Source organism: Paenibacillus pini JCM 16418, assembly GCF_000576305.1.
Lineage (GTDB): Bacteria > Bacillota > Bacilli > Paenibacillales > Paenibacillaceae > Paenibacillus_AQ > Paenibacillus_AQ pini.
In genome coordinates, this window is the sequence record NZ_BAVZ01000022.1 from 1 (window position 1) to 20916 (window position 20916).

Consider the following 20916-nt stretch of genomic DNA (forward strand, 5'->3'; position numbering starts at 1 on the left):
AAAACTGTAAGATTGTTGGACACGCTTTGCGATGTCTAATAATCTTACAAATTGCGTTTGTACATCAAACGCTAATTTTCCCTGATAGCTCAGTTGGTAGAGCACTCGACTGTTAATCGAGTTGTCACAGGTTCGAGTCCTGTTCGGGGAGCCATTTGCTCTCATAGCTCAGTAGGTAGAGTGCATCCATGGTAAGGATGAGGTCACCGGTTCGAATCCGGTTGAGAGCTCCACAAAGCACATGATTCAGTCGCAGTTGAGTGATTTGCGGCCCGTTGGTCAAGGGGTTAAGACACCTCCCTTTCACGGAGGTAACATGGGTTCGAATCCCATACGGGTCACCATTATAATAACTCCTATGGAGGCTTAGCTCAGCTGGGAGAGCATCTGCCTTACAAGCAGAGGGTCGGGGGTTCGATCCCCTCAGCCTCCACCATATTTATTGCCTAATAAGAGCATGATAATATGATTGAGTTAAATTCATTCATCTTGGGGATTAGCCAAGCGGTAAGGCAACGGACTTTGACTCCGTCACGCATAGGTTCAAATCCTATATCCCCAGCCATTTATGAGCCATTAGCTCAGTTGGTAGAGCACCTGACTTTTAATCAGGGTGTCGTAGGTTCGAATCCTACATGGCTCACCATTTTACTCCTTGTTTTATAAGGAACTGCCTTCAAATGTGCGCGTGTGGCGGAATTGGCAGACGCACTAGACTTAGGATCTAGCGTCTATGACGTGGGGGTTCAAGTCCCTCCACGCGCACCATGATTTTGCGGACGTGGCTCAGCGGTAGAGCATCGCCTTGCCAAGGCGAGGGTCGCGGGTTCGATTCCCGTCGTCCGCTCCATTATTTTTACACCAATGTATTTGCGCCCTTAGCTCAGCTGGATAGAGCGTTTGACTACGAATCAAAAGGCCAGGAGTTCGAATCTCTTAGGGCGCGCCATTTTTACTTTCGGGACGTAGCTCAGCTTGGTAGAGCACCTGGTTTGGGTCCAGGGGGTCGCATGTTCGAATCGTGTCGTCCCGATACGTTACGCGGGTGTAGTTCAATGGTAGAACTTCAGCCTTCCAAGCTGATAGCGTGGGTTCGATTCCCATCACCCGCTCCAATTTTAAATCCAAAGCCGAAAGGCTTTTTTTGCTATATAACCTTCTATAACTCCTCACATCACTTGTAATTAAGGCCTCACATCTACATAACGTTATCATATTTTCACATGTAACCGATTATTTCTATAATGTAGCTAAGAAATTTAATTACAGAAAATCAAAATGATTCACATCGCTACGTTTGATTAATTGGAGTATTTATATGAAAATAATAGGGAATAACGACTTCAATGAAAATTATGTATAAAAATTTAGTTTAATGATTATTTAATAACCGCCAATTTCTGATAAACTATGTTTTATAAGGAATATAATGATTTTTTGATGAAAGAGTATAATGCATATAAATACATTAATAATCTATATGTTTTAATGTGTTCTTTATGCTTTATTAAATAAAAGTGCAGATTTTAAAATGCTTTTATTGTATGATATTAAGAAGGTGTCAAAAAGAGAAGACCATATAAACGGGATAGAGGCGGGAGGAGTATCATGACTGAACTGACGGTAGCCGCTAACAAAAGCAATTCAAATAACTTGCTGCGGCGTGACGTGCGATTTCTTGGAAACATACTCGGTGAAGTGCTTGTCCATCAAGGTGGAAATGAACTTTTAGAAATTGTTGAGAAAATTCGCGAGACAAGTAAATCTTTACGATCTGTATTCTTACCTGAATTGTATGACGATTTTAAGAATATTGTAGAAACGCTAGAGCCAGATATTAGACATCAGGTGATCCGGGCGTTTGCGATTTATTTCCAATTGGTCAACATTGCCGAACAAAATCATCGAATCCGTCGGAAACGTGATTATGAACGTTCAGCTGGTGAAGCAGTTCAACCAGGTTCCATTGAGAGTGCTATTCAAGACTTGAGGGAACGTAACATGGACGTTACTGAGGTAGAAAGTATTATTGAGAGCCTTTCACTTGAACTCGTCATGACTGCTCACCCGACAGAAGCCATGCGCAGAGCAATCTTAGATATTCATAAACGGATATCAGAAGATGTGATGCTACTGGATAATCCAACACTGACTTTCCGCGAGCGTGAACAACTACGTGAGAAATTGCTTAATGAAGTTATTACATTATGGCAAACGGACGAACTCAGAACGGGTAAACCTACGGTGCTGGATGAGGTTAAGAATGGTATGTACTATTTCCATGAAACCTTGTTCCATATACTACCTGATGTTTATCAAGAACTTGAGCGTTGCCTGACTAAATACTATCCTGGACAAAACTGGCATGTTCCTACCTATTTACGCTTTGGATCTTGGATCGGTGGAGACCGTGATGGTAATCCGTCTGTAACCGCCGATGTTACATGGAAGACTTTGCGTATGCAGCGTAAGCTATCGATTAGAGAATACCAGCGTATTTTGTCTGAATATATGCAATATTTAAGCTTTAGCACGTCGATTGTTGATGTATCAGACGAATTGCTTGATTCAATTAACAAAGATCGTGAACATGTAACGGTGACCAAAATGAATATCTGGCATAACGAGAAGGAGCCTTATCGGATCAAACTCGTTTATATGATGGAAAAAATGATCAATGTACTTGATGACAGTAAGAACGGCACAGCTGAGCGTTACACTTCTCCTGAGGAGTTCATTGCTGATTTAGGCGTTATTGACCGCAGCTTGCGTCATCATTATGCTGATTATGTAGCCGATACGTATATTAATAAACTAATCCGCCAAGTAGAATTGTTCGGATTCCATACAGCTGCGCTGGATATTCGCCAACATAGCCAAGAGCATGAGAATGCAATGAAAGAAATTTTGGCTAACGTTGAATTGACTCCTGATTACTCTGCTTTGACGGAAGAAGAGAAGATTGAGCTTCTTGCGAAGTTACTTACTGAGCCAAGACCTATTACTTCTAATTATCATGTTTATAGCGAAAGCACGAAGGAATGTCTGGATGTATTCCGTACGGTTTACAGAGCACAACAGGAGTACGGCAAGCACTGTATCACTAGCTATCTGATCAGTATGGCAGAGGGCGCTAGTGATATCCTTGAGGTCATCGTATTTGCTAAAGAGGTTGGATTATTCCGCCAAAATAGTGATGGTACGGTTGAGTGCACATTGCAATCTGTTCCATTGTTCGAAACCATTGAGGATTTGAACGCTGCTCCAGAGATTATGCGAACATTGTTTAACTTACCTATTTATCGTCAAAGTATTGCGTCTCGTAATGATCTTCAGGAAATTATGCTGGGCTACTCCGACAGTAATAAAGATGGCGGAGCCGTTACAGCAAACTGGGAGCTGCGGGTAGCATTAAAAGAACTGACTGCGGTGGGAGAAGAATTCGATATTAAACTGAAGTTTTTCCATGGTCGTGGTGGTTCTCTGGGCCGCGGGGGAATGCCGCTTAACCGCAGTATTCTTGCACAGCCTGCTTCTACTATTGGCGGGGGAATTAAGATTACAGAGCAAGGTGAGGTTATCTCATCACGCTACTCTCTACAGGGTATCGCCTATCGTAGCTTAGAGCAGGCAACATCAGCTTTAATTACAGCTGCCATTAATGCTCGCTATCCTGAAAGTGATGCGCTTGATGAGGAACATTGGGATAATATTGTTCGTGAAATGTCAGAAGTTTCACGTAATAAATATCAAGATTTAATTTTCCGTGATCCTGATTTCTTATCCTACTTCAAAGAATCAACACCTCTTCCTGAGGTGGGGGAGCTGAATATTGGTTCTCGTCCTTCTAAGCGTAAGAATAGTGACCGTTTTGAAGACCTACGTGCGATTCCTTGGGTATTCTCATGGACACAAAGCCGATACTTGCTTCCAGCTTGGTATGCAGCAGGTACAGGGCTTCAAAGCTTCTATGATAATAAGGAAGAGAATTTGAAGACCATGCAAGATATGTACGAAAACTTCTCGTTCTTCACTTCTCTGGTGGATTCGCTACAGATGGCAATCGCCAAGGCAGATATGGTTATTGCTAAAGAATATGCAAACATGTCTAAGAATGATGAAGCGCGCGACCGTATTTTTGGACTGATTGCGGAAGAATTTAAATTAACGTCCGAGCTTATCCTTAAGATTACAGGTCAGAAGGAAATTTTGGATAACGTGCCTGTTATTCAGGAATCTATCCGTCTACGTAATCCATATGTTGACCCACTAAGTTATTTGCAAGTGCAATTGCTTAGCGAGTTACGTGGTCTTCGTGATAAGGATGAAGATAACGCAGAGCTTCTACGAGAGGTACTTCTTACCATTAACGGAATTGCTGCAGGTCTTCGGAATACGGGCTGATACACATTACAACGACATGTCCTCATAGAACAGCTGTTAACCGAAATAGGAAAGTCAGGAGCCTTGAAAGAGGCTTTTGGCTTTCCTATTGTGCTGTAGGGGGCATGTCTTGCTTTTTAGAGAAAGTTGAATTACGCTTTATAAGGACTAGTAGGGTAGGTAGCCCATCAGCAAGTCTGGGGGAATCATGGTGGATAATATAGAAAATAGATTGACCAAGCTTGCTCTAAGAGGCGATCAGAGTGCTTTTGCCGAAATTGTTGAGCTGTATAAGGACAAAATTTATCATTTAGGATATAGGATGCTGAACAACCGTCATGAGGCGGAGGATATCGTTCAGGAGACTTTTTTACGTGTGTACAAAAATTTAGACCGGTATGATCAGAATCAGAAATTCTCCACATGGATTTATCGAATTGCAACGAACTTATGCATTGACCGGTTGAGGAAAAGAAAACCTACATATTCATTAGATGCGGATATGAATGATCAGGAAGGAATGGATGGCTACTCACTTATTCCGAGCGACAATCGTACACCTGAAAGTGAATTACTAATTTCCGAAACCCAAGAGATCATTTATCAGGCTATCGATAGTCTTCCGGCAAAATATAAATCAGTGATGATTCTAAGGTATCTCCAGGACCTATCCCTTCAGGAAATTAGTGATGTACTGGGTATGCCAGTGACGACAATTAAGACGAGAGTACATCGTGGGCGGGAATTTCTACGTAAAAAACTGGAGCCCAAGTTATAGTTTTCAAGCTTTTTAATGAAACATATCGAAGCCCCGTACGTATTAACAAATAAAACGAGTGATATGTCCTAGACTTGGGACTGAAATACAATTACTTTTAGGAAAGGATTGGCTCATATGGAATGCAAACTGGCCGTTTCTTTAATGCATGATTATTTAGATGACGACTTGTCCAAAGAGCAACAGATTGAGCTGAAGGCTCATTTGTTGACTTGTCTTGACTGTCGGATGCAGTTTAAAGAACTGGAACGGACGGATATGCTAATGTTCTCTCTCACCCATCATGCCTCGGCAGCGCCTTTTGAGTTAACCCACCGGATTATGAGCGCTATTCCACAGCAAAAAAAACAACAGCTTTGGGTCAAATGGGTCAAAAGACACCCAGCTATTACAGCAGCAGCTATTTTCTTAATGGTGATGCTGTTTAGTACAGTTAGCTTCTGGGATCAAGATGGACAATTAGTTGTTAAGGGCAACGATCTGGAACAAGTGATCATTGAAGGAGATACTGTGATTGTACCTGCAGGTAGAAGTATATCTGGCAATTTGACGGTCGAGAATGGAAAGACTCAGATATATGGAGATGTAAAAGGGAATTTGACGGTCATTGACGGATCGCTCTATCAGGCTTCAACTGCTCACATTTCGGGACAGGTGAAAAGCATTGATCAAGCAGTAGACTGGATCTGGTATAAGATTTCAAACATATTCTCGGACGTCGCCTATCGATAGAATACAATGTTAAAACCCTTATAAAAGGCGCCATTTGCTTGGAAAGCAGGCGCCTTTTTGTTGGCTTTTTTCCTAAAAAAATACAGTGATAAGCCTGCGCGGCTTGCAACCTGAGGTTGATCGTTATAACCTATGTAATATAGGGAAAATTAACTTATATAGAGAGAACGTAAAATGTTCTACATTCCAATTATAAAAACATTCATTTTTGCTGGATAGGGAATTTTAAATGTTTACATTTATTGAACATTTTAGAGGGGTACGGGGGCCAACATATGAGTTATTTTACGGACATGACGTGGAAAGAGTCCATTAAAGACATAATTGATGTTGCTATTGTTACATATATTATTTACCAGGTTATCCTGCTGGTGCGAGGAACCCGTGCTGTTCAGCTGTTAAAAGGTATTCTAGTCCTAGTTATTGTATGGGCACTCAGCACCTGGTTTGATTTGTATACACTCAAATGGTTGATGAACCAAATGTTCACCTTCGGTGTATTGGCGGTATTCATTATCTTCCAGCCTGAACTTCGGCGCGCACTGGAGCAGCTCGGTAGAGGGAAGTTTTTTGGACGATCCTCTGTTGAGGATGAAGAACTAAATAAGTTAATAGGCGAAGTGATTAAATCTGTTAATTATTTAGCTCGTCGAAAAATAGGAGCATTAATTGTTTTTGAAAGAGATACGGGGCTTAATGAATATACGGAGTCGGGTATCCCGATGCAGTCCGTTATTAGCTCACAACTACTCATTAACATTTTTATTCCGAATACACCTCTTCATGATGGTGCAGTTATTGTTCAGAACCAACGGATCTCGCAGCAGCCTGTTATTTGCCTTTATCGGAGAATCCTTTTATAAGTAAAGAGCTAGGCACACGCCACCGGGCTGCGATCGGTATCAGTGAAGTAGGCGATGCAATCTCGATTGTGGTATCTGAAGAAACGGGGCAAATTTCTCTAGCGATCAATGGACAAGTCGTGCGCGATATTAAAGAAGAGTCTCTAATTTCTAAATTATATGAGGAGCTGCGTCCCAATTCATCACTGAAAGAAAAACGTCCTGCGTTCTGGAAACGGAAGGGGAACGACAAAAAATGAACAAGTGGCTCAACAATAATAACTTTGTAAGGATCTTGGCACTCGCGTGAGTATTATACTCTGGGCCATGGTTCATTTGGATGATGTCACACCAACACCGTCAACAAGAATAGAGACTAAGATCATTGATAATATAAAAGTACAGCCTTTTGGCTTAAATGAGAAAAAGTACGTTCTTATCGGTATGGAGCCGCAAGAAGTCAGGTTAGAAGTGAAAGGGAAGCGTACCGATATCACATCATTATTCTCAGATGAATATAAAGTAAGAATTGATCTAAGTAAGGCGACCACAGAAACCAAGACGGTACCTTTAAAATTTGAGCTTCCATCTGGAGTCTCGGTCGTATCTGCGGTTCCTTCTGAAATTACGGTATATATTGAGAAACGTAATTCAGCAAATTTCCCAGTAACGATTGTTACGAAAGGGACAGCAGCAGAAGGGTATCAGGCAGGCAAGGTGGCTATGGATCCGGCGACAGTAAAGGTTACGCTGCCGGAAAGTGAACTGAGTGACGTGGATAAGGTGCAGGGAATTGTTGCCATCGATGGCCAAAGCAGCTCCATCAAGGGGAAACGGGTGAAGCTAGTGGCTTATGATAAGAGGGGCCGAGAGTTGAAGGATGCTGTTCTTGATCCATCTTCGGTTACGGTAGATGTACCCATTACACCTCCTTATAAAGCTGTACCAATAGAACTGCAATATACGGGGAATTTACCTGAAGGCCTAGTGATCTCTAAAGCAACACTTAGTTCAACTGAGGTGAAGCTGTACGGATCGCAGGAAGATCTCGCAGGTGTAAAGTCCTATACGGATGTTGAGGTGGATCTTACACAGATTAAAGAGCCCGGAACAATGGTTCTTCCTGTGGACTTGACGTTACCTTCTGGTTTTGAGAAAATCGAGCCTAGTTCGTTGCAAGTTGAGATCACCACGGTTTCAAACTCACAGCGAGTGATTGATGATATACCGATTACGATTAAAGGTGAGAGTAGTAAATTGAAGGCTACGATCACCAGTCCTTCTAGTCAAAAGATGTCACTCACATTAAATGGCGCTCCAGGGCTACTGAATAGCCTAACGAAGGATAATGTTCAATTGATCGCAAGTGTGAGTAATTTGAATCCAGGCACACATGAAGTTACACTTCAAGTCGTGCTTCCTAGGTACATATCCCGTGTGGATCAAGGGAAGCCGCTCACAGCAACCATTGAAATTAAAGGCAATACAACTGCAAACAATGCTGGGTCAGGAACAAGTTCAGATGGCAAGGATAAAGACAAGGATAAAGATAATACAGGTAGTACAGGTAGTACAGGTAGTGCAGGTAATGCAGGTAATGCAGGTAATACAGTTACAGATCCCAACAAAGATAAAGATGTTAGTGTTCCTGATCAACCGGTCGATGGGAATGTTGATAAGGGATCATCGACTTCACCCGATGGAGACGATACAGGAGATACTACATCACCGTAAACTAGAAGATAATAGAGGGTTACTCAAAAAGGAGATCAATTATGGGGAAATATTTTGGTACTGATGGAGTTCGGGGGATAGCAAATAAGGAATTGACGGCAGAGCTTGCATACAGTATCGGACGCTGCGGTGGTTATGTGTTAACGAGTGAAGTAGAGAAACCGACCATTGTCATTGGAATGGATACTCGTGTTTCGGGTGTTATGCTTGAGTCAGCATTGGTAGCGGGTCTATTATCTATTGGTGCACACGTGATTCGGATCGGTGTCGTTTCGACGCCGGCTGTTGCATATATAACAAGATTGCTTAAAGCAGATGCTGGAGTTATGATTTCGGCTTCTCATAATCCAGTTGAGGATAACGGCATCAAATTCTTTGCTGGAGATGGCTTCAAACTTTCGGATGAGACAGAACTGAAAATTGAAGAACTTATGGATGCAGAAGAAGATACGCTTCCACGCCCAGTAGGTAAAGATCTTGGTAATGTAATCATAGATAATCAATCTAAATATAAATATCTCGAATATTTAAAAACAACGATTTCTCACCGATTCGAAGGTTTGAAAATCGTACTAGATTGTGCGAATGGAGCGGCGTACGAACTGGCTCCTAAGCTTTTTGAAGAACTAGGTGCTGAGGTTATATCCATCGGCTGTGAGCCTGATGGTTTGAATATTAATGATCACTGTGGATCAACACATCCAGAGAAGCTTAAAGAAGAAGTGCTGCGTGTTAAAGCTGACTTAGGCCTTGCTTTTGACGGAGATGCAGACCGCCTGATTGCCATTGATAACGAGGGTGCAGAGGTAGATGGGGATTTCATTCTCCTCATTTGTGCTGAATATATGAATCGTAGTGGTAAGCTTAATGGGAATACGGTTGTATCGACCGTGATGAGTAACATTGGATTCTACAAAGCTGCTGAGAAATTGTCTCTTAAAACTGCTAAGACAGCGGTAGGTGACCGTTATGTTATGGAAGAAATGCGTAAGGGTGGCTATAACCTAGGTGGTGAACAGTCCGGACACGTCATTTTCCTCGACCATAATACGACAGGTGATGGCATTCTAACAGCTATCCAGCTAGTAGATACCATTCAAGCTTCAGGTAAGAAACTTAGTGAACTTAAAGATATGATGCGCAAATATCCTCAGGTATTGGTCAATGTGCGTGTCGCAGATAAGAGTAACTATGAAGGCAATGTGTCTATTGAGCAGGCGATTGTGGATGTGGAGCAGAAGCTTGGCGACAATGGCCGCGTGCTGGTTCGTCCTTCTGGAACAGAATCTCTGATTCGTGTGATGGCAGAAGGTCCAGATAAAGAAGAGCTGGATTTGTATGTATCGCAAATTGTAGAAGTCGTGAAGCGGGAATTGGTGTAAGTCGCAAGGTTTATTTTTAACCAATAAAGCGGACCTCGATACCCGGGCCGGTGAGACTAAAGATACGGTCTCATCGGCTTTTTTTGTACATAGGATGTCTTATGGATGGATATCATGGGGATTGTTGTCGATTGCCAAATGAGGCACAGATGAATATAATAAGTAAATGTCATTCTGAAATAGAGAGCGAGGGTTGTAAGGTAAGCATTACAAGCGCCAGAGCTTGAGCTAGCGCGGGACGGGTACAGCGTGTTTGTATCCACGGCAGCCAAGCTGACGAGGTGAAGGTGTTCGAAACATTCGGCGGGGACCTTCCGGTGATACACAGCCGTAAACCAAGACGGAAAATGAATGGGCGACTGTTCACACAACGATTTTGGTAGGTGTAAGCGAAATTATATATTTTCATGAGTGTACGGGTTATACCTTTCGTATTGTAGCATCGTACAGATTGTACATTCGTGAATGCACCTTGTATAACTGAATACATTGTTGTTTGCCGTACAATCTGGCTTTGCTGCACGGATTTCCCGTACGCTTCTTACCCTATTCTAATGAGAAGTGAACGGAGGAAATTTAAAATGTGTGGAATTGTTGGATATATAGGTACTAAGAATACGCAAGAGGTATTGATCGAGGGTTTGAAGAAACTGGAGTATCGTGGGTATGATTCTGCGGGTATTGCCATTTTCACCAATCAGGGACTCCAAGTGACGAAGGCTAAAGGAAGACTGGCTAATCTTGAATTGAAATTAGTTGATGCTCCACTTGTCGGAAGTGCTGGTATCGGTCATACACGCTGGGCTACGCACGGTAAACCTTCAGACGTGAACTCGCATCCCCATACGGATAATAGTCTTAAATTTTCGGTTGTTCATAACGGTATTGTCGAAAATTATTTGGACTTGAAGGATGAACTAACAAGTCAGGGACATGTATTTGTATCGGAAACAGATACAGAGGTCATCTCTCATCTGATTGCCCGCGAATACGATGGTGATATTGTGAAGGCTGTGCAACAGGCAATCAAGCACATGCGTGGTGCCTTTGCCCTTGGCGTATTAACGGAATACGAGCCCGATAAGCTGGTCGCTGTACGTCAAGCCAGCCCACTTATTATTGGTATTGGAGAAGGTGAAAACTTCATCGGCTCAGACATTCCGGCAATTCTGCAGCATACGCGTAATGTGTATATATTGAATGATGGTGAAATGGCTGTCCTGACGCAGGATGCCGTCGAACTGATGACCATCGAGGGGAATTTTATTTCTCGGGAAATGATTCATGTCGATTGGGATGCTGTAACAGCGGAAAAGGGCGGCTTCGAGCATTTCATGCTGAAAGAGATACATGAACAACCGAAGGCTTATCGCGACACCATGCGCGGACGGATTGACGAAGCGGGTAAACATGTCGTTTTGCCTGAATTAAAGCTCAGCTGCGAGCAAATTAAGAATATACGAAACATTCAAATTATTGCCTGTGGTACAGCGTACCATGCGGGTCTAGTAGGTCGTCATGCCATTGAACAGCTGGTTCGGATTCCAGTGGAAAATGATGTGGCTTCCGAATATCGTTATCGTTCGCCAATCGTTACACCAGAAACGCTAGTGATTGTTGTAAGTCAATCCGGTGAAACAGCAGATACACTTGCTGCACTACGTGAAGCACAGCGGAACGGCGCACATGTGCTCGCGATCACGAATGTGGTGGGCAGCTCCATTGCTCGTGATGCAGATGACGTAATCGTAACACTGGCTGGACCAGAGATTGCAGTAGCTTCTACTAAGGCTTACACTTCGCAGTTAATCGCATTCTATCTGTTTGCTCTATATCTAGCGGAAGTTCGTGGTTCGCAGACACCTGAGGTTATTTCTCAAGTGATCGCGGCTATGCAGGCGCTGCCTGAACAACTGGAGAGCATGCTCGCTAAACCAGAAGCGATCAAGGCCTATGCAGAACAAATTTCTAAGCATGAGCACTTATTCTTTATTGGTCGTGGACTGGATTATGCAGTCGTTCAAGAGGGTTCTCTGAAGCTCAAGGAAATCTCCTATATCCATTCCGAGGCGTATGCAGCGGGTGAACTTAAGCACGGCACACTAGCTTTAATAGAGGATGGTATTCCTGTGATTGCACTTGCAACGCAGGACGCTGTACTAGAGAAGACCGTGAGCAATATCAAGGAAGTTGGCGCGCGCGGTGCAGATATCATGGCCATTACGCATGAAGAGCATGTTACGGGATTACTGAAATCGGTAAATCAAGTGTTTGCTATTCCGAAGACGTTGCCGCTGCTGACTCCAGCATTGTCGGTCGTTCCGCTACAATTACTGTCTTACTATGCTTCGCTAGCAAGAGGAAATGACGTGGATAAGCCACGGAATTTGGCGAAGAGTGTGACGGTGGAGTAGGGGGAATGAGAGCCGAGAAAGAACAAGTGTCCCATTATAAAAAGTCATAAACCAGTAAAAGATGTCATGAACCGGATTGCAAGATGAATGATTCTCAGCATCTAGAAGGGAGCCCGAGGGGTTAATTCGTGGCTCCTTTTTAAAATGCTAAGAACAATATACATACTTTTTGATTGATAGTGAAAATGTTAAATAACATTGGCTATTAAAATAATAATTATTATAGGTACCTTTAATTACTGGATAATAACAGAAGAATGATCCTGGTAACCTATTTTTGGATTAAATTATCTACTAGATGAATAATCAACATCAATGGAGTTATTTTTAGTTAGTTAGTGGGAAATATTCATACAACAAGACTAAAATTTAGAGTCATAAGGTGTTGTAGATATAACTATAAAGACAATGAACCAGTTCTAAAAAGAGAATGCCCCTGTATTCTAAGATACAGGGGCATTCTCTTTTTTGGTATTACTAGATGATGCAGTACCTAATATTAATAGTAATTGTTTGCAACTGTTAATTGTCCGGTACCCAGGACACCCGTGCTACTAACTGCAAAGCCTATACTATACGTGAATACAGCTCCACTTATTTTTTGCTGAGTCGACGGCGATACAGCGTTCTTTGTCATTGTAAGCGTATATTGATCATTAACTGCATTTAATGCTTCGACAAATGGTATTTTTACACCGCAGACCTTGCTACCATATTGATATGCTTGTGGACCTACTCTAGTAACCACGGTTGATGTTGGAGTCCAGTTCACCGCAACGTTTAACAATGTACCAAATGTAAGTGTTGGATTAGAAATGGTTAATCCACCCTTTTTACTAGTCGTTATATTTCCCCAGTTTGCTAATGTAATTTCATCTAAATTTGCAGAACCTGAGGGAGAAGTAAGCACTTCGGTTCCTGTAACATTGAATACATAGAAAGGATTAACGTTAGATTGAAGTACATTGTTATAGTAATATTTATGACTAGTCACCTGCATACCAAATGAATCCGTTTGCGGACTAGTTTTGTTATAACTATATACATTTGAGAATGCTTTTAAACCAATTTCATATCTATATACGTTACCTGGTCCGTCAGAATATGTGAACGTTTTGGTATCGCTATCTGTAGCAGGTGGATTTGTTGCTAATACGGAAGGTCTATTTGGATCTGTGTTACTAGTAGAATTATCCGTCATAACCGGAGTAAACAGCTTTAACCACCAATGTTCATCCGAAATGTCTTTGTTATCGTTCAGAACATTAACATTCAGATCTTTTAAAATAGGTAAAGAACTGGTTGGAATTTCGAACATGGACAATTCTCGAGTACCCTTTTTCAATAAGAAAAATTGAATAACATCTGCATGATCTAACTCTGGACTAAATAGAAGCTTGTTTGTTGGAATATCTTTAATGATAGATAAATTAGGTATATCGAAATTTGAAGTTTGATCAGAACTATCACCTACTACAGTATTATCTGAAGATTCTGATTTGTATAACTTGGAAGAAATGTTTACGGAGTATGTATCATCATTGTAAGACACGGCTCCTGCTAGATTTAACTCATCATTCTGTAACGTGACGTTACTAAGATTAAAAGAAGCTTCTTGAACATGATCAAGCATTTGTGAACCGTCTGAACTTAAATTTAAATTTACCTTCCCTAAAAATTCTGTCTCCACATCTGAAGCTGCTTCCGCGCTAGCATAAGGAATACCGCATAGAATCAGAAGCGCACAGAGCATACTACTTACAAAATTCCTCACTTTTACTTTTGACATAGATTATACCTCCAATATAATATGATAGAAACACAGTTAAATATTATAATCGATGTTATATATTGTCAATAGTTATATGAATAATAAATAAATATATAAATAATGGGGATATTTTGCGAGAAGGAGTCGGATTTTTGGAAAAAGGGCTGCGCGGTAGTATTCAAAAATGTATTGAATTTAGAGATATTTTTATCTTGAGGTTGCATCCAATAAACTCTATGGTGTATACATATTCTATAGTTTAGCACGTGCTAGATTACACCCATTATGTTATATGTAGCGAAGCAAAGGTTATAGCGAAAAGGAGGTGTGAATATGATAAAAAATACAAAATATTATAAAAAAGCACTATTTATTGCATTAAGTTTTCTTCTTATCGGTTCAGTCTTATTTAATGTTTATCAGTATAAAACAATACATAATGAAAGAAACAACTATGACAATCTGTCCCAAATTTATATGTCGAATCACGAATTAACTTTTTCAAATGTATTTGCATTAATGGGAGATTCAGAAGCAATGGTATACATTAAAACTCCAGAGCATGTAAGTAAAATCATAGAAGGGATATATGAATCAAATTTTTATTATTTGGCTTCTTCAAATTTTATAACGAGTAATAAAGTACAGAACAAAAGCATATCCACAGTAAATACTAGAAATTTAATTGAAAATGGCTATTTAGATAAGTTGAAATCTTATCGTACCTATCTTAGTGACAAACAAGATATCCCTTACGAGGATATTAACGAAATCTCGCTGGTTATGAAGGATTTGCAGACCATATCAAGCTGGCTTAAGAAAAAATATGATCATCATGATTATCAATTTTATAATGATCAAGATTTTTATCAAGAAGTCTATAAAGAACTTCAAAGCAATATTAAACAATATTATTTTAATGGTTTTAGTAAATAACCAGATGCGATGAAAATCGCATCTTTTTTAATTCCTGATGCTGCGCAACAACAATGGATTCTTTAGAGGTTGGATGCTTGGAGCATAGACACAACGAGAAAACAATTCAGGTTGAATTATGCTTGGTGAACTTTTTAATCGTGATCGTCAGACCAGATATACAGATGTAATCTTCATCAGAATTTTATGAAAAACCAAACATTTGAACAATATCGTTCGATTTTCTTTTAGTTTTAAATGAAATCCGAACGATCAACGTTTACACATCATAAAAGTTCGTATATAATAAAACATGTGTTTAAAAAAATACGTTACATTAATTCGTATATTCTTAGAACTATGGCCTAAGAGTCTCTACTAGGAGCCTAAAAATCCTAACTACGAATGGGTGAGATTAGTCTACCCATTTATAGTTAGGATTTTATTTGTGCCTATGCGAACATGACCATTAAAATTTTTCTTCAAGGAGTGTATATCGTGGAAAAAGTATTTGATTATGAAGATATCCAGTTGATTCCGAATAAATGTGTGGTTAACAGCCGCTCTGAATGTGATACCACTGTGACATTAGGAGGTCGTCAATTTAAACTTCCTGTTGTGCCAGCCAATATGCAAACCATTATTGATGAAAAGATAGCCCTGTATCTTGCTGAAAATAATTATTTTTATATTATGCATCGGTTTGAGCCAGAAAAGCGGTTGTCCTTTGTAAGGGATATGCAGGCAAAAGGTTTCTACGCTTCCATTAGTGTTGGCGTAAAAGAAGAAGAATATCAGTTCATTGAAGAGCTTGTAAAGGAAGGGCTTATCCCTGAATTCATAACAATCGACATTGCACATGGTCATTCAAATGCTGTCATTAATATGATTCAGCATATTAAAAAACACCTACCTGAGAGCTTTGTCATTGCTGGTAACGTGGGTACACCTGAAGGTGTACGAGAACTTGAGAATGCCGGTGCGGATGCGACAAAGGTTGGGATTGGACCCGGTAAAGTATGTATTACCAAAATTAAAACAGGATTCGGAACTGGAGGCTGGCAGTTGGCAGCACTTCGTGGGTGTGCAAAGGCAGCTAGTAAACCGATTATTGCGGATGGTGGGATACGTACACACGGTGATATAGCCAAATCAATCCGTTTCGGTGCATCGATGGTCATGATTGGCTCCCTTTTTGCTGGACATGAAGAATCACCAGGCGTATCTATTGAAAAAGATGGGAAGCTTGTTAAAGAATATTTCGGCTCTGCTTCTGAATATCAAAAAGGTGAAAAGAAGAACGTTGAAGGTAAGAAAATGTACGTTGAATTTAAAGGTTCTTTGCAGGATACATTAACTGAAATGGAGCAAGACCTTCAATCTTCTATTTCATATGCGGGTGGAACCACTTTAGAATCCATTCGTCGCGTTGATTACGTTATTGTCAAAAACTCTATTTTTAATGGCGATAAAGTATATTAATCCTTCAAAAACATATACTGGTTTTTAAAATTCCGCTCGATATAGTAAAATGAAGTGGAGTTACAAAATAGGAGGAATATACAATGCCAACACCACACAATACAGCACAAAATGGAGAAATTGCAAAAACGGTATTAATGCCAGGAGATCCTCTACGCGCGAAATATATCGCAGAAACTTATTTGGAGAACCCAACTCAATTTAATACAGTACGTAATATGTTTGGATACACTGGAACTTATAAAGGTACTCAAGTCTCTGTAATGGGTTCAGGAATGGGCATGCCAAGTATCGGTATCTATTCTTACGAGCTATATAACAGCTATGGTGTGGAAAACATCATTCGTATTGGTAGTTCAGGTGCATACACAGATAAATTGAATTTATTTGATTTGGTGCTTGCAGATAGCGCATGGAGTGAGTCAACATATGCCTATGTACAAAGTGGAGTAGAAGGAAACACTCAACTACCTAGTAGCTTATTGAATGAGAAAATTGAAGCGGCTGCTAAGAAAATCAATCAACCCCTTCTGACTGCAAAAATTCATTCAAGTGATGTCTTCTACCACGAGAGCAATGTACCTGACCACAATCATTTTTATAATGAAGAAGGTTGCGTTTGCGTAGAAATGGAAAGCTATGCTTTGTTCCACAACGCTAAAGTGTTGGGTAAACACGCTGCATGTATACTTACTATTTCAGATTCTCTTGTAACGCATGCGGAGACAACTGCTGAAGAAAGACAAACATCGTTCAACAGCATGATGGAAGTTGCGTTAGAAGCAGCTATTTCTCTGTAAAACGAATAAGTCATTAGAAAACCTCTTAGGATATGATGTCCTTAAGAGGTTTTTTTGCATGGAAATAAATGAATTGGTAACAAAATATTAATACCAGGTACTAATACTAAGTGCTATAATAAAAGCAAAAAAACAATGAGGTGGAATGATATGCTTAAATCTAAAGCCCGTATCACAGCGATCGGTACGTATGTACCTGAGAATAAATTATTAAATGAAGACTTAGAGAAAATGGTAGATACGAACGATGAATGGATTGTTCAACGGACTGGCATCAAGGAACGGAGAATAGCTGGGGAGGAAGAATATGCTTCGGATTTAGCCATTCATGCGATAGAGAATTTGATTGAACAGTACGATAAGGATTTAAATGATGTTGATTGTATTATCGTAGCGACAACAACGGCAGACTATGCTTTTCCTAGTGTGGCTTGCCGGATTCAGAGTCATTTCAACATTCCTTGCACTGGAGCTTTTGACTTAAATGCCACCTGCGCAGGATTCACATACGCTCTACATTTAGCGAACAGTCTGATTACATCTGAGGCACATCGCAAAATACTAGTTGTCGCTGCGGAGACTTTATCGAAAGTCACGGACTATACAGATCGCACAACATGCATACTATTTGGTGATGGAGCAGGTGCTATGTTAGTCGAATATGATCCGGATCATCCTAGCTTCCAAGCAACTCATTTAGGAACGAATGGTGATGGTGGTATTCATGTGTATCGAACAACCTTCGCAACTTCAATGGATGGAAAGCCTTTAAACGAAAGTGGGAAATTGGTTCAGAACGGAAGGGAAGTATATAAATGGGCGGTCCGTACGTTACCCGTGGGAATAGAAGAATTATTACGCAAGGCATCACTAGTCAAGGAGGATATTAATTGGTTTGTACCTCATAGCGCCAATTTAAGAATGGTCGAATCCATATGTGAAAAATCTGAAATTTCCATAGAGAAAACGCTGACGAGTATGCAGTATTTTGGAAATACATCCGCGGCTTCCATTCCATTAGCTCTGGGTTTAGGAATTGATGAGGGAAAAGTCCAATATGGAGATACTTTATTGCTCTATGGATTTGGGGGAGGACTTACGCATTTAGGACTTGTTGTCACATGGAATATATAATAGAGACTGAAGATCCAGTGGCCTTGCTGCGGATCTTTAGTCTTTTTTCTCTACCATTTCCCACCTAAGGACATATGTCCTTCCCAAAACACCTATATCTATCATTTAATAAATATAGAAAATATAATTTGGGGAGAGAACACATGAAAGGGATCATATTTGCGCTTTTGGGTGGAGCATTTATTACCTTACAAGGCGTAGCTAATGCGCGCATTAGTCAAGATATTGGTACTTGGCAAGCGGCGACAATTACGCAGCTAACTGGCTTTATTGTGGCCTTTATTATCCTCATGTTCGTCAAAGAACGTGGAGAATGGAAGAAGTTTAAGCAAGTGAACCCGCTATATATGTTAGGGGGAGCTTTTGCGGCGATTATTATTTTCAGTAATGTGACGGCTATTCAGCATATTGGTGTTACCCTTTCCATTTCTGCTATCATGATTGCACAGCTAAGCATAACCTTTATCATTGATATTAATGGTTGGTTTGGTCTGGATAGAAAGAAGATGAGGGCACCACAATTTATCGGCATCGGGTTGATGATTGCGGGTGTGGTCATACTAGGATTTTAATAGGATAAACATTTCAGTGGGTTAAGGGTTGGAGGTGTGGACGGACATGATTGAAGTTAAGGATCGTGAGCTACTAGAATCATATCTGATCGATTATCATATAGAGTCGATATTCAATGAACCGTTATTGCCACTCTTGAAGTTGTATAGCTGTAATCAAGGTGAAATCATCTGTTCTCAAGGCGAACCTTCCGATATGCTGTACGTGCTTGTTAAAGGGAAGACTAAAATTTATACCACCTCGGTGGAAGGAAGGACGCTTATTCTATCCTTCAAGACGCCGCTAGAGCTTATTGGAGATATTGAATATGTACATGGAACGGATATTATCAATACGGTTGAAGCGGTATCGCCAGTCTATATGATTGGTGTTCACCATCGTTGGTTGCGAAAATATGGAAGTGAGCATGCGCCGCTACTTCAATTTTTGCTTAAAATCATTACACAGAAGTTTTACATTAAATCCAATGCGCTGAGTTTCAATTTAATGTATCCCGTGGAGGTTCGATTAGCGAGCTATCTCTTATCTGTCTCATTTGATGAATCGGATGCACAGTTTAAAGGTCAGCTAAGAACAACCGATCTAAAAGACGTGGCGAATCTGATTGGAACCAGCTACAGACATCAGAATCGGATCATTGGGCGGTTCTGTGCAGACGGTCTAATAGAACGTAATAAAGGGTGCATTGTCGTGAAGAATAGAGAAGGATTACGCGCAATGGCAAGTAGGAATATTTATGAAATAGGAGATCAAAGCTTATGATGCTAGGACTTATCATGGCGATTATCGCAGGTTCGCTAGTGGGTATTCAAAATATTTTCAACAGTAAAGTGAGTGAGCGTGCAGGCTCTTGGCCAACAACGACGTTAGTACTAGCCATGGGATTCTTAGCTTCATTGACGATGGGCTTGATCTTTGAAGGGAAAGAACTATTTAATCTGGAGAACATGAAGCTCTGGTATTGGTTTAGTGGATTGATTGGTGTGGGCGTAGTCACCTGTATGGTGCGGGGAATTCGATTACTTGGTCCTACGTATTCCATCATGATTGTGATGACTGCCCAGCTCGCATTCGCTCTATTATGGGATTCTCTAGGGTGGCTAGGTTTAGATAAAGTACCTTTTACATCGAAGCAGCTCATTGGCGTGCTGGTCATTGTCGGTGGTATCATTGTATTTAAGATAGGCGGTAGACCTGAGAAGCAGAAGGCGTCCGTTAAAGTTTAAACTAAATTACAGAAGCAGATGATGGGGCGATGACGGTGAAAACATATAAGACATTATTATTTGATGTGGATGATACACTACTCGATTTTGGAGCAGCTGAGAAATTAGCCTTAAGACTACTATTTGAACAGCAAAAAATCCCCTTAACCGATGAAGTTGAGGCTAATTATAAAAGAATTAATCAGGGGCTGTGGAAGTCTTTTGAGGAAGGTAATATAGGGCGAGAAGAGGTCGTAAATACTCGCTATTCTCTTCTATTTAAAGAGTATGGTCAAGAGGTGGATGGTGTGCTATTGGAAAAGAGCTACCGAGGGTTCTTGGAAGAGGGGCATGATCTGATTGAGGGTGCTCTTGAATTGATAACTGACCTGCAAGATAAGTATGACGTATATATTGTTACTAATGGTGTTTCGAAGACTCAAGATAGACGCTTACGTGATTCAGGATTACATCCGCTTGTGAAGGATATTTTTGTCTCCGAGGCAACAGGTTATCAAAAGCCGATGAAGGAGTATTTTGACTATGTCTTTGCTCGAATTCCTAATTTTGCAGTGGATCAAGCCTTGATCATTGGAGATTCATTAAGCGCAGATATTAAAGGCGGACAGCTAGCAGGTTTAGATACGTGTTGGTTTAACCCGGGAATGAAGCTTAACGATTCAGGAATTGTTCCGACTTATGAAATTCAAAAGCTGGATGAGCTGTATCGTATTCTAGATGCAAACTAGTTCTTCGTAACCAAAGTATATG

At 40.6% G+C, this 20916-nt stretch carries 15 protein-coding genes, 11 tRNA genes, 1 pseudogene and 1 riboswitch; of the genes and pseudogenes, 26 read left to right on the plus strand and 1 reads right to left on the minus strand.

Annotated features, from left to right (window positions below):
* Positions 1-78: 78 nt before the first annotated feature.
* From JCM16418_RS20270 to glmS, 18 genes and pseudogenes are all read left to right on the plus strand, one after another.
* Positions 79-154 (plus strand) — tRNA-Asn (locus JCM16418_RS20270).
* 3 nt (positions 155-157) lie between these two features.
* Positions 158-233: transfer RNA gene (locus tag JCM16418_RS20275), tRNA-Thr, on the plus strand.
* A gap of 36 nt (positions 234-269) precedes the next feature.
* Positions 270-344 (plus strand) — tRNA-Glu (locus JCM16418_RS20280).
* 16 nt (positions 345-360) lie between these two features.
* Positions 361-436: transfer RNA gene (locus JCM16418_RS20285), tRNA-Val, on the plus strand.
* 54 nt (positions 437-490) lie between these two features.
* Positions 491-565: transfer RNA gene (locus tag JCM16418_RS20290), tRNA-Gln, on the plus strand.
* 5 nt (positions 566-570) lie between these two features.
* Positions 571-646 (plus strand) — tRNA-Lys (locus JCM16418_RS20295).
* A gap of 38 nt (positions 647-684) precedes the next feature.
* Positions 685-768, plus strand: a tRNA-Leu gene (locus JCM16418_RS20300).
* Between the two features lie 7 nt (positions 769-775).
* A tRNA-Gly gene (locus tag JCM16418_RS20305) sits at positions 776-850 on the plus strand.
* Between the two features lie 22 nt (positions 851-872).
* Positions 873-949 (plus strand) — tRNA-Arg (locus JCM16418_RS20310).
* Positions 950-959: 10 nt separating this feature from the next.
* Positions 960-1033, plus strand: a tRNA-Pro gene (locus JCM16418_RS20315).
* Positions 1034-1041: 8 nt separating this feature from the next.
* Positions 1042-1115 (plus strand) — tRNA-Gly (locus JCM16418_RS20320).
* Positions 1116-1608: 493 nt separating this feature from the next.
* A complete protein-coding gene (gene ppc / locus JCM16418_RS20325; protein WP_036652644.1) occupies positions 1609-4404 on the plus strand; it encodes a phosphoenolpyruvate carboxylase in 2796 nt (931 codons plus the stop codon).
* A gap of 187 nt (positions 4405-4591) precedes the next feature.
* Positions 4592-5161, plus strand: coding sequence for an RNA polymerase sigma factor SigW (sigW, locus tag JCM16418_RS20330; protein ID WP_036652648.1), 570 nt, complete (start codon positions 4592-4594; stop codon positions 5159-5161).
* 117 nt (positions 5162-5278) lie between these two features.
* Positions 5279-5893 carry a zf-HC2 domain-containing protein gene (locus JCM16418_RS20335; protein WP_036652652.1) on the plus strand — a complete coding sequence of 205 codons (615 nt, stop codon included), beginning with the start codon at positions 5279-5281 and terminating at the stop codon, positions 5891-5893.
* A gap of 275 nt (positions 5894-6168) precedes the next feature.
* A pseudogene (cdaA, locus tag JCM16418_RS20340) lies at positions 6169-6995 on the plus strand (diadenylate cyclase CdaA).
* Positions 6996-7041: 46 nt separating this feature from the next.
* Positions 7042-8469, plus strand: coding sequence for a CdaR family protein (locus JCM16418_RS20345; RefSeq protein WP_052020608.1), 1428 nt, complete (start codon positions 7042-7044; stop codon positions 8467-8469).
* A gap of 41 nt (positions 8470-8510) precedes the next feature.
* Positions 8511-9851 carry a phosphoglucosamine mutase gene (gene glmM / locus JCM16418_RS20350; protein WP_036652653.1) on the plus strand — a complete coding sequence of 447 codons (1341 nt, stop codon included), beginning with the start codon at positions 8511-8513 and terminating at the stop codon, positions 9849-9851.
* 581 nt (positions 9852-10432) lie between these two features.
* Positions 10433-12265: a glutamine--fructose-6-phosphate transaminase (isomerizing) gene (gene glmS / locus JCM16418_RS20355; protein ID WP_036652654.1), complete on the plus strand. Its 1833-nt coding sequence runs from the start codon at positions 10433-10435 to the stop codon at positions 12263-12265.
* Positions 12266-12764: 499 nt separating this feature from the next.
* Here glmS and JCM16418_RS20360 read toward each other — a convergent pair whose 3' ends face one another.
* On the minus strand, positions 12765-14054 hold the full coding sequence (locus JCM16418_RS20360) for a hypothetical protein (RefSeq protein WP_036652655.1): 1290 nt from the start codon (positions 14052-14054) through the stop codon (positions 12765-12767).
* Positions 14055-14369: 315 nt separating this feature from the next.
* Between JCM16418_RS20360 and JCM16418_RS20365 the strand changes: the two genes are divergently transcribed.
* From JCM16418_RS20365 to JCM16418_RS20400, 8 genes are all read left to right on the plus strand, one after another.
* Complete coding sequence (locus JCM16418_RS20365; RefSeq protein ID WP_036652656.1) at positions 14370-14972, plus strand: hypothetical protein; 603 nt, start codon at positions 14370-14372, stop codon at positions 14970-14972.
* Between the two features lie 301 nt (positions 14973-15273).
* Positions 15274-15373, plus strand: a riboswitch (purine riboswitch).
* A 76-nt stretch (positions 15374-15449) separates the two neighbouring features.
* Positions 15450-16433, plus strand: a complete 984-nt coding sequence (gene guaC / locus JCM16418_RS20370; RefSeq protein WP_036652658.1) for a GMP reductase — start codon at positions 15450-15452, stop codon at positions 16431-16433.
* Between the two features lie 83 nt (positions 16434-16516).
* A complete protein-coding gene (gene deoD, locus JCM16418_RS20375; protein ID WP_036652663.1) occupies positions 16517-17233 on the plus strand; it encodes a purine-nucleoside phosphorylase in 717 nt (238 codons plus the stop codon).
* A 150-nt stretch (positions 17234-17383) separates the two neighbouring features.
* Positions 17384-18367: a ketoacyl-ACP synthase III gene (locus JCM16418_RS20380; protein WP_036652664.1), complete on the plus strand. Its 984-nt coding sequence runs from the start codon at positions 17384-17386 to the stop codon at positions 18365-18367.
* Positions 18368-18510: 143 nt separating this feature from the next.
* Positions 18511-18939: a DMT family transporter gene (locus tag JCM16418_RS20385; protein ID WP_036652666.1), complete on the plus strand. Its 429-nt coding sequence runs from the start codon at positions 18511-18513 to the stop codon at positions 18937-18939.
* Between the two features lie 46 nt (positions 18940-18985).
* Positions 18986-19702 carry a Crp/Fnr family transcriptional regulator gene (locus JCM16418_RS20390; protein WP_036652668.1) on the plus strand — a complete coding sequence of 239 codons (717 nt, stop codon included), beginning with the start codon at positions 18986-18988 and terminating at the stop codon, positions 19700-19702.
* Entirely contained in the window at positions 19699-20166 is a 468-nt protein-coding gene (locus tag JCM16418_RS20395) for a DMT family transporter (protein ID WP_036652670.1), read from the plus strand. The genes JCM16418_RS20390 and JCM16418_RS20395 overlap by 4 nt, the downstream gene beginning before the upstream one ends.
* Positions 20167-20201: 35 nt before the next feature.
* On the plus strand, positions 20202-20894 hold the full coding sequence (locus tag JCM16418_RS20400) for a YjjG family noncanonical pyrimidine nucleotidase (RefSeq protein WP_036652721.1): 693 nt from the start codon (positions 20202-20204) through the stop codon (positions 20892-20894).
* Positions 20895-20916 lie beyond the last annotated feature (22 nt).

What these genes read in the sequence shown, in the direction of transcription:
- ppc (WP_036652644.1), top strand. Translation starts at nt 1,609, where the DNA reads ATGACTGAACTGACGGTAGCCGCTAACAAAAGCAATTCAAATAACTTG.
- sigW (WP_036652648.1), top strand. Translation starts at nt 4,592, where the DNA reads ATGGTGGATAATATAGAAAATAGATTGACCAAGCTTGCTCTAAGAGGC.
- JCM16418_RS20335 (WP_036652652.1), top strand. Translation starts at nt 5,279, where the DNA reads ATGGAATGCAAACTGGCCGTTTCTTTAATGCATGATTATTTAGATGAC.
- glmM (WP_036652653.1), top strand. Translation starts at nt 8,511, where the DNA reads ATGGGGAAATATTTTGGTACTGATGGAGTTCGGGGGATAGCAAATAAG.
- glmS (WP_036652654.1), top strand. Translation starts at nt 10,433, where the DNA reads ATGTGTGGAATTGTTGGATATATAGGTACTAAGAATACGCAAGAGGTA.
- JCM16418_RS20360 (WP_036652655.1), bottom strand. Translation starts at nt 14,054, where the DNA reads ATGTCAAAAGTAAAAGTGAGGAATTTTGTAAGTAGTATGCTCTGTGCG.
- JCM16418_RS20365 (WP_036652656.1), top strand. Translation starts at nt 14,370, where the DNA reads ATGATAAAAAATACAAAATATTATAAAAAAGCACTATTTATTGCATTA.
- deoD (WP_036652663.1), top strand. Translation starts at nt 16,517, where the DNA reads ATGCCAACACCACACAATACAGCACAAAATGGAGAAATTGCAAAAACG.
- JCM16418_RS20380 (WP_036652664.1), top strand. Translation starts at nt 17,384, where the DNA reads ATGCTTAAATCTAAAGCCCGTATCACAGCGATCGGTACGTATGTACCT.
- JCM16418_RS20385 (WP_036652666.1), top strand. Translation starts at nt 18,511, where the DNA reads ATGAAAGGGATCATATTTGCGCTTTTGGGTGGAGCATTTATTACCTTA.
- JCM16418_RS20390 (WP_036652668.1), top strand. Translation starts at nt 18,986, where the DNA reads ATGATTGAAGTTAAGGATCGTGAGCTACTAGAATCATATCTGATCGAT.
- JCM16418_RS20395 (WP_036652670.1), top strand. Translation starts at nt 19,699, where the DNA reads ATGATGCTAGGACTTATCATGGCGATTATCGCAGGTTCGCTAGTGGGT.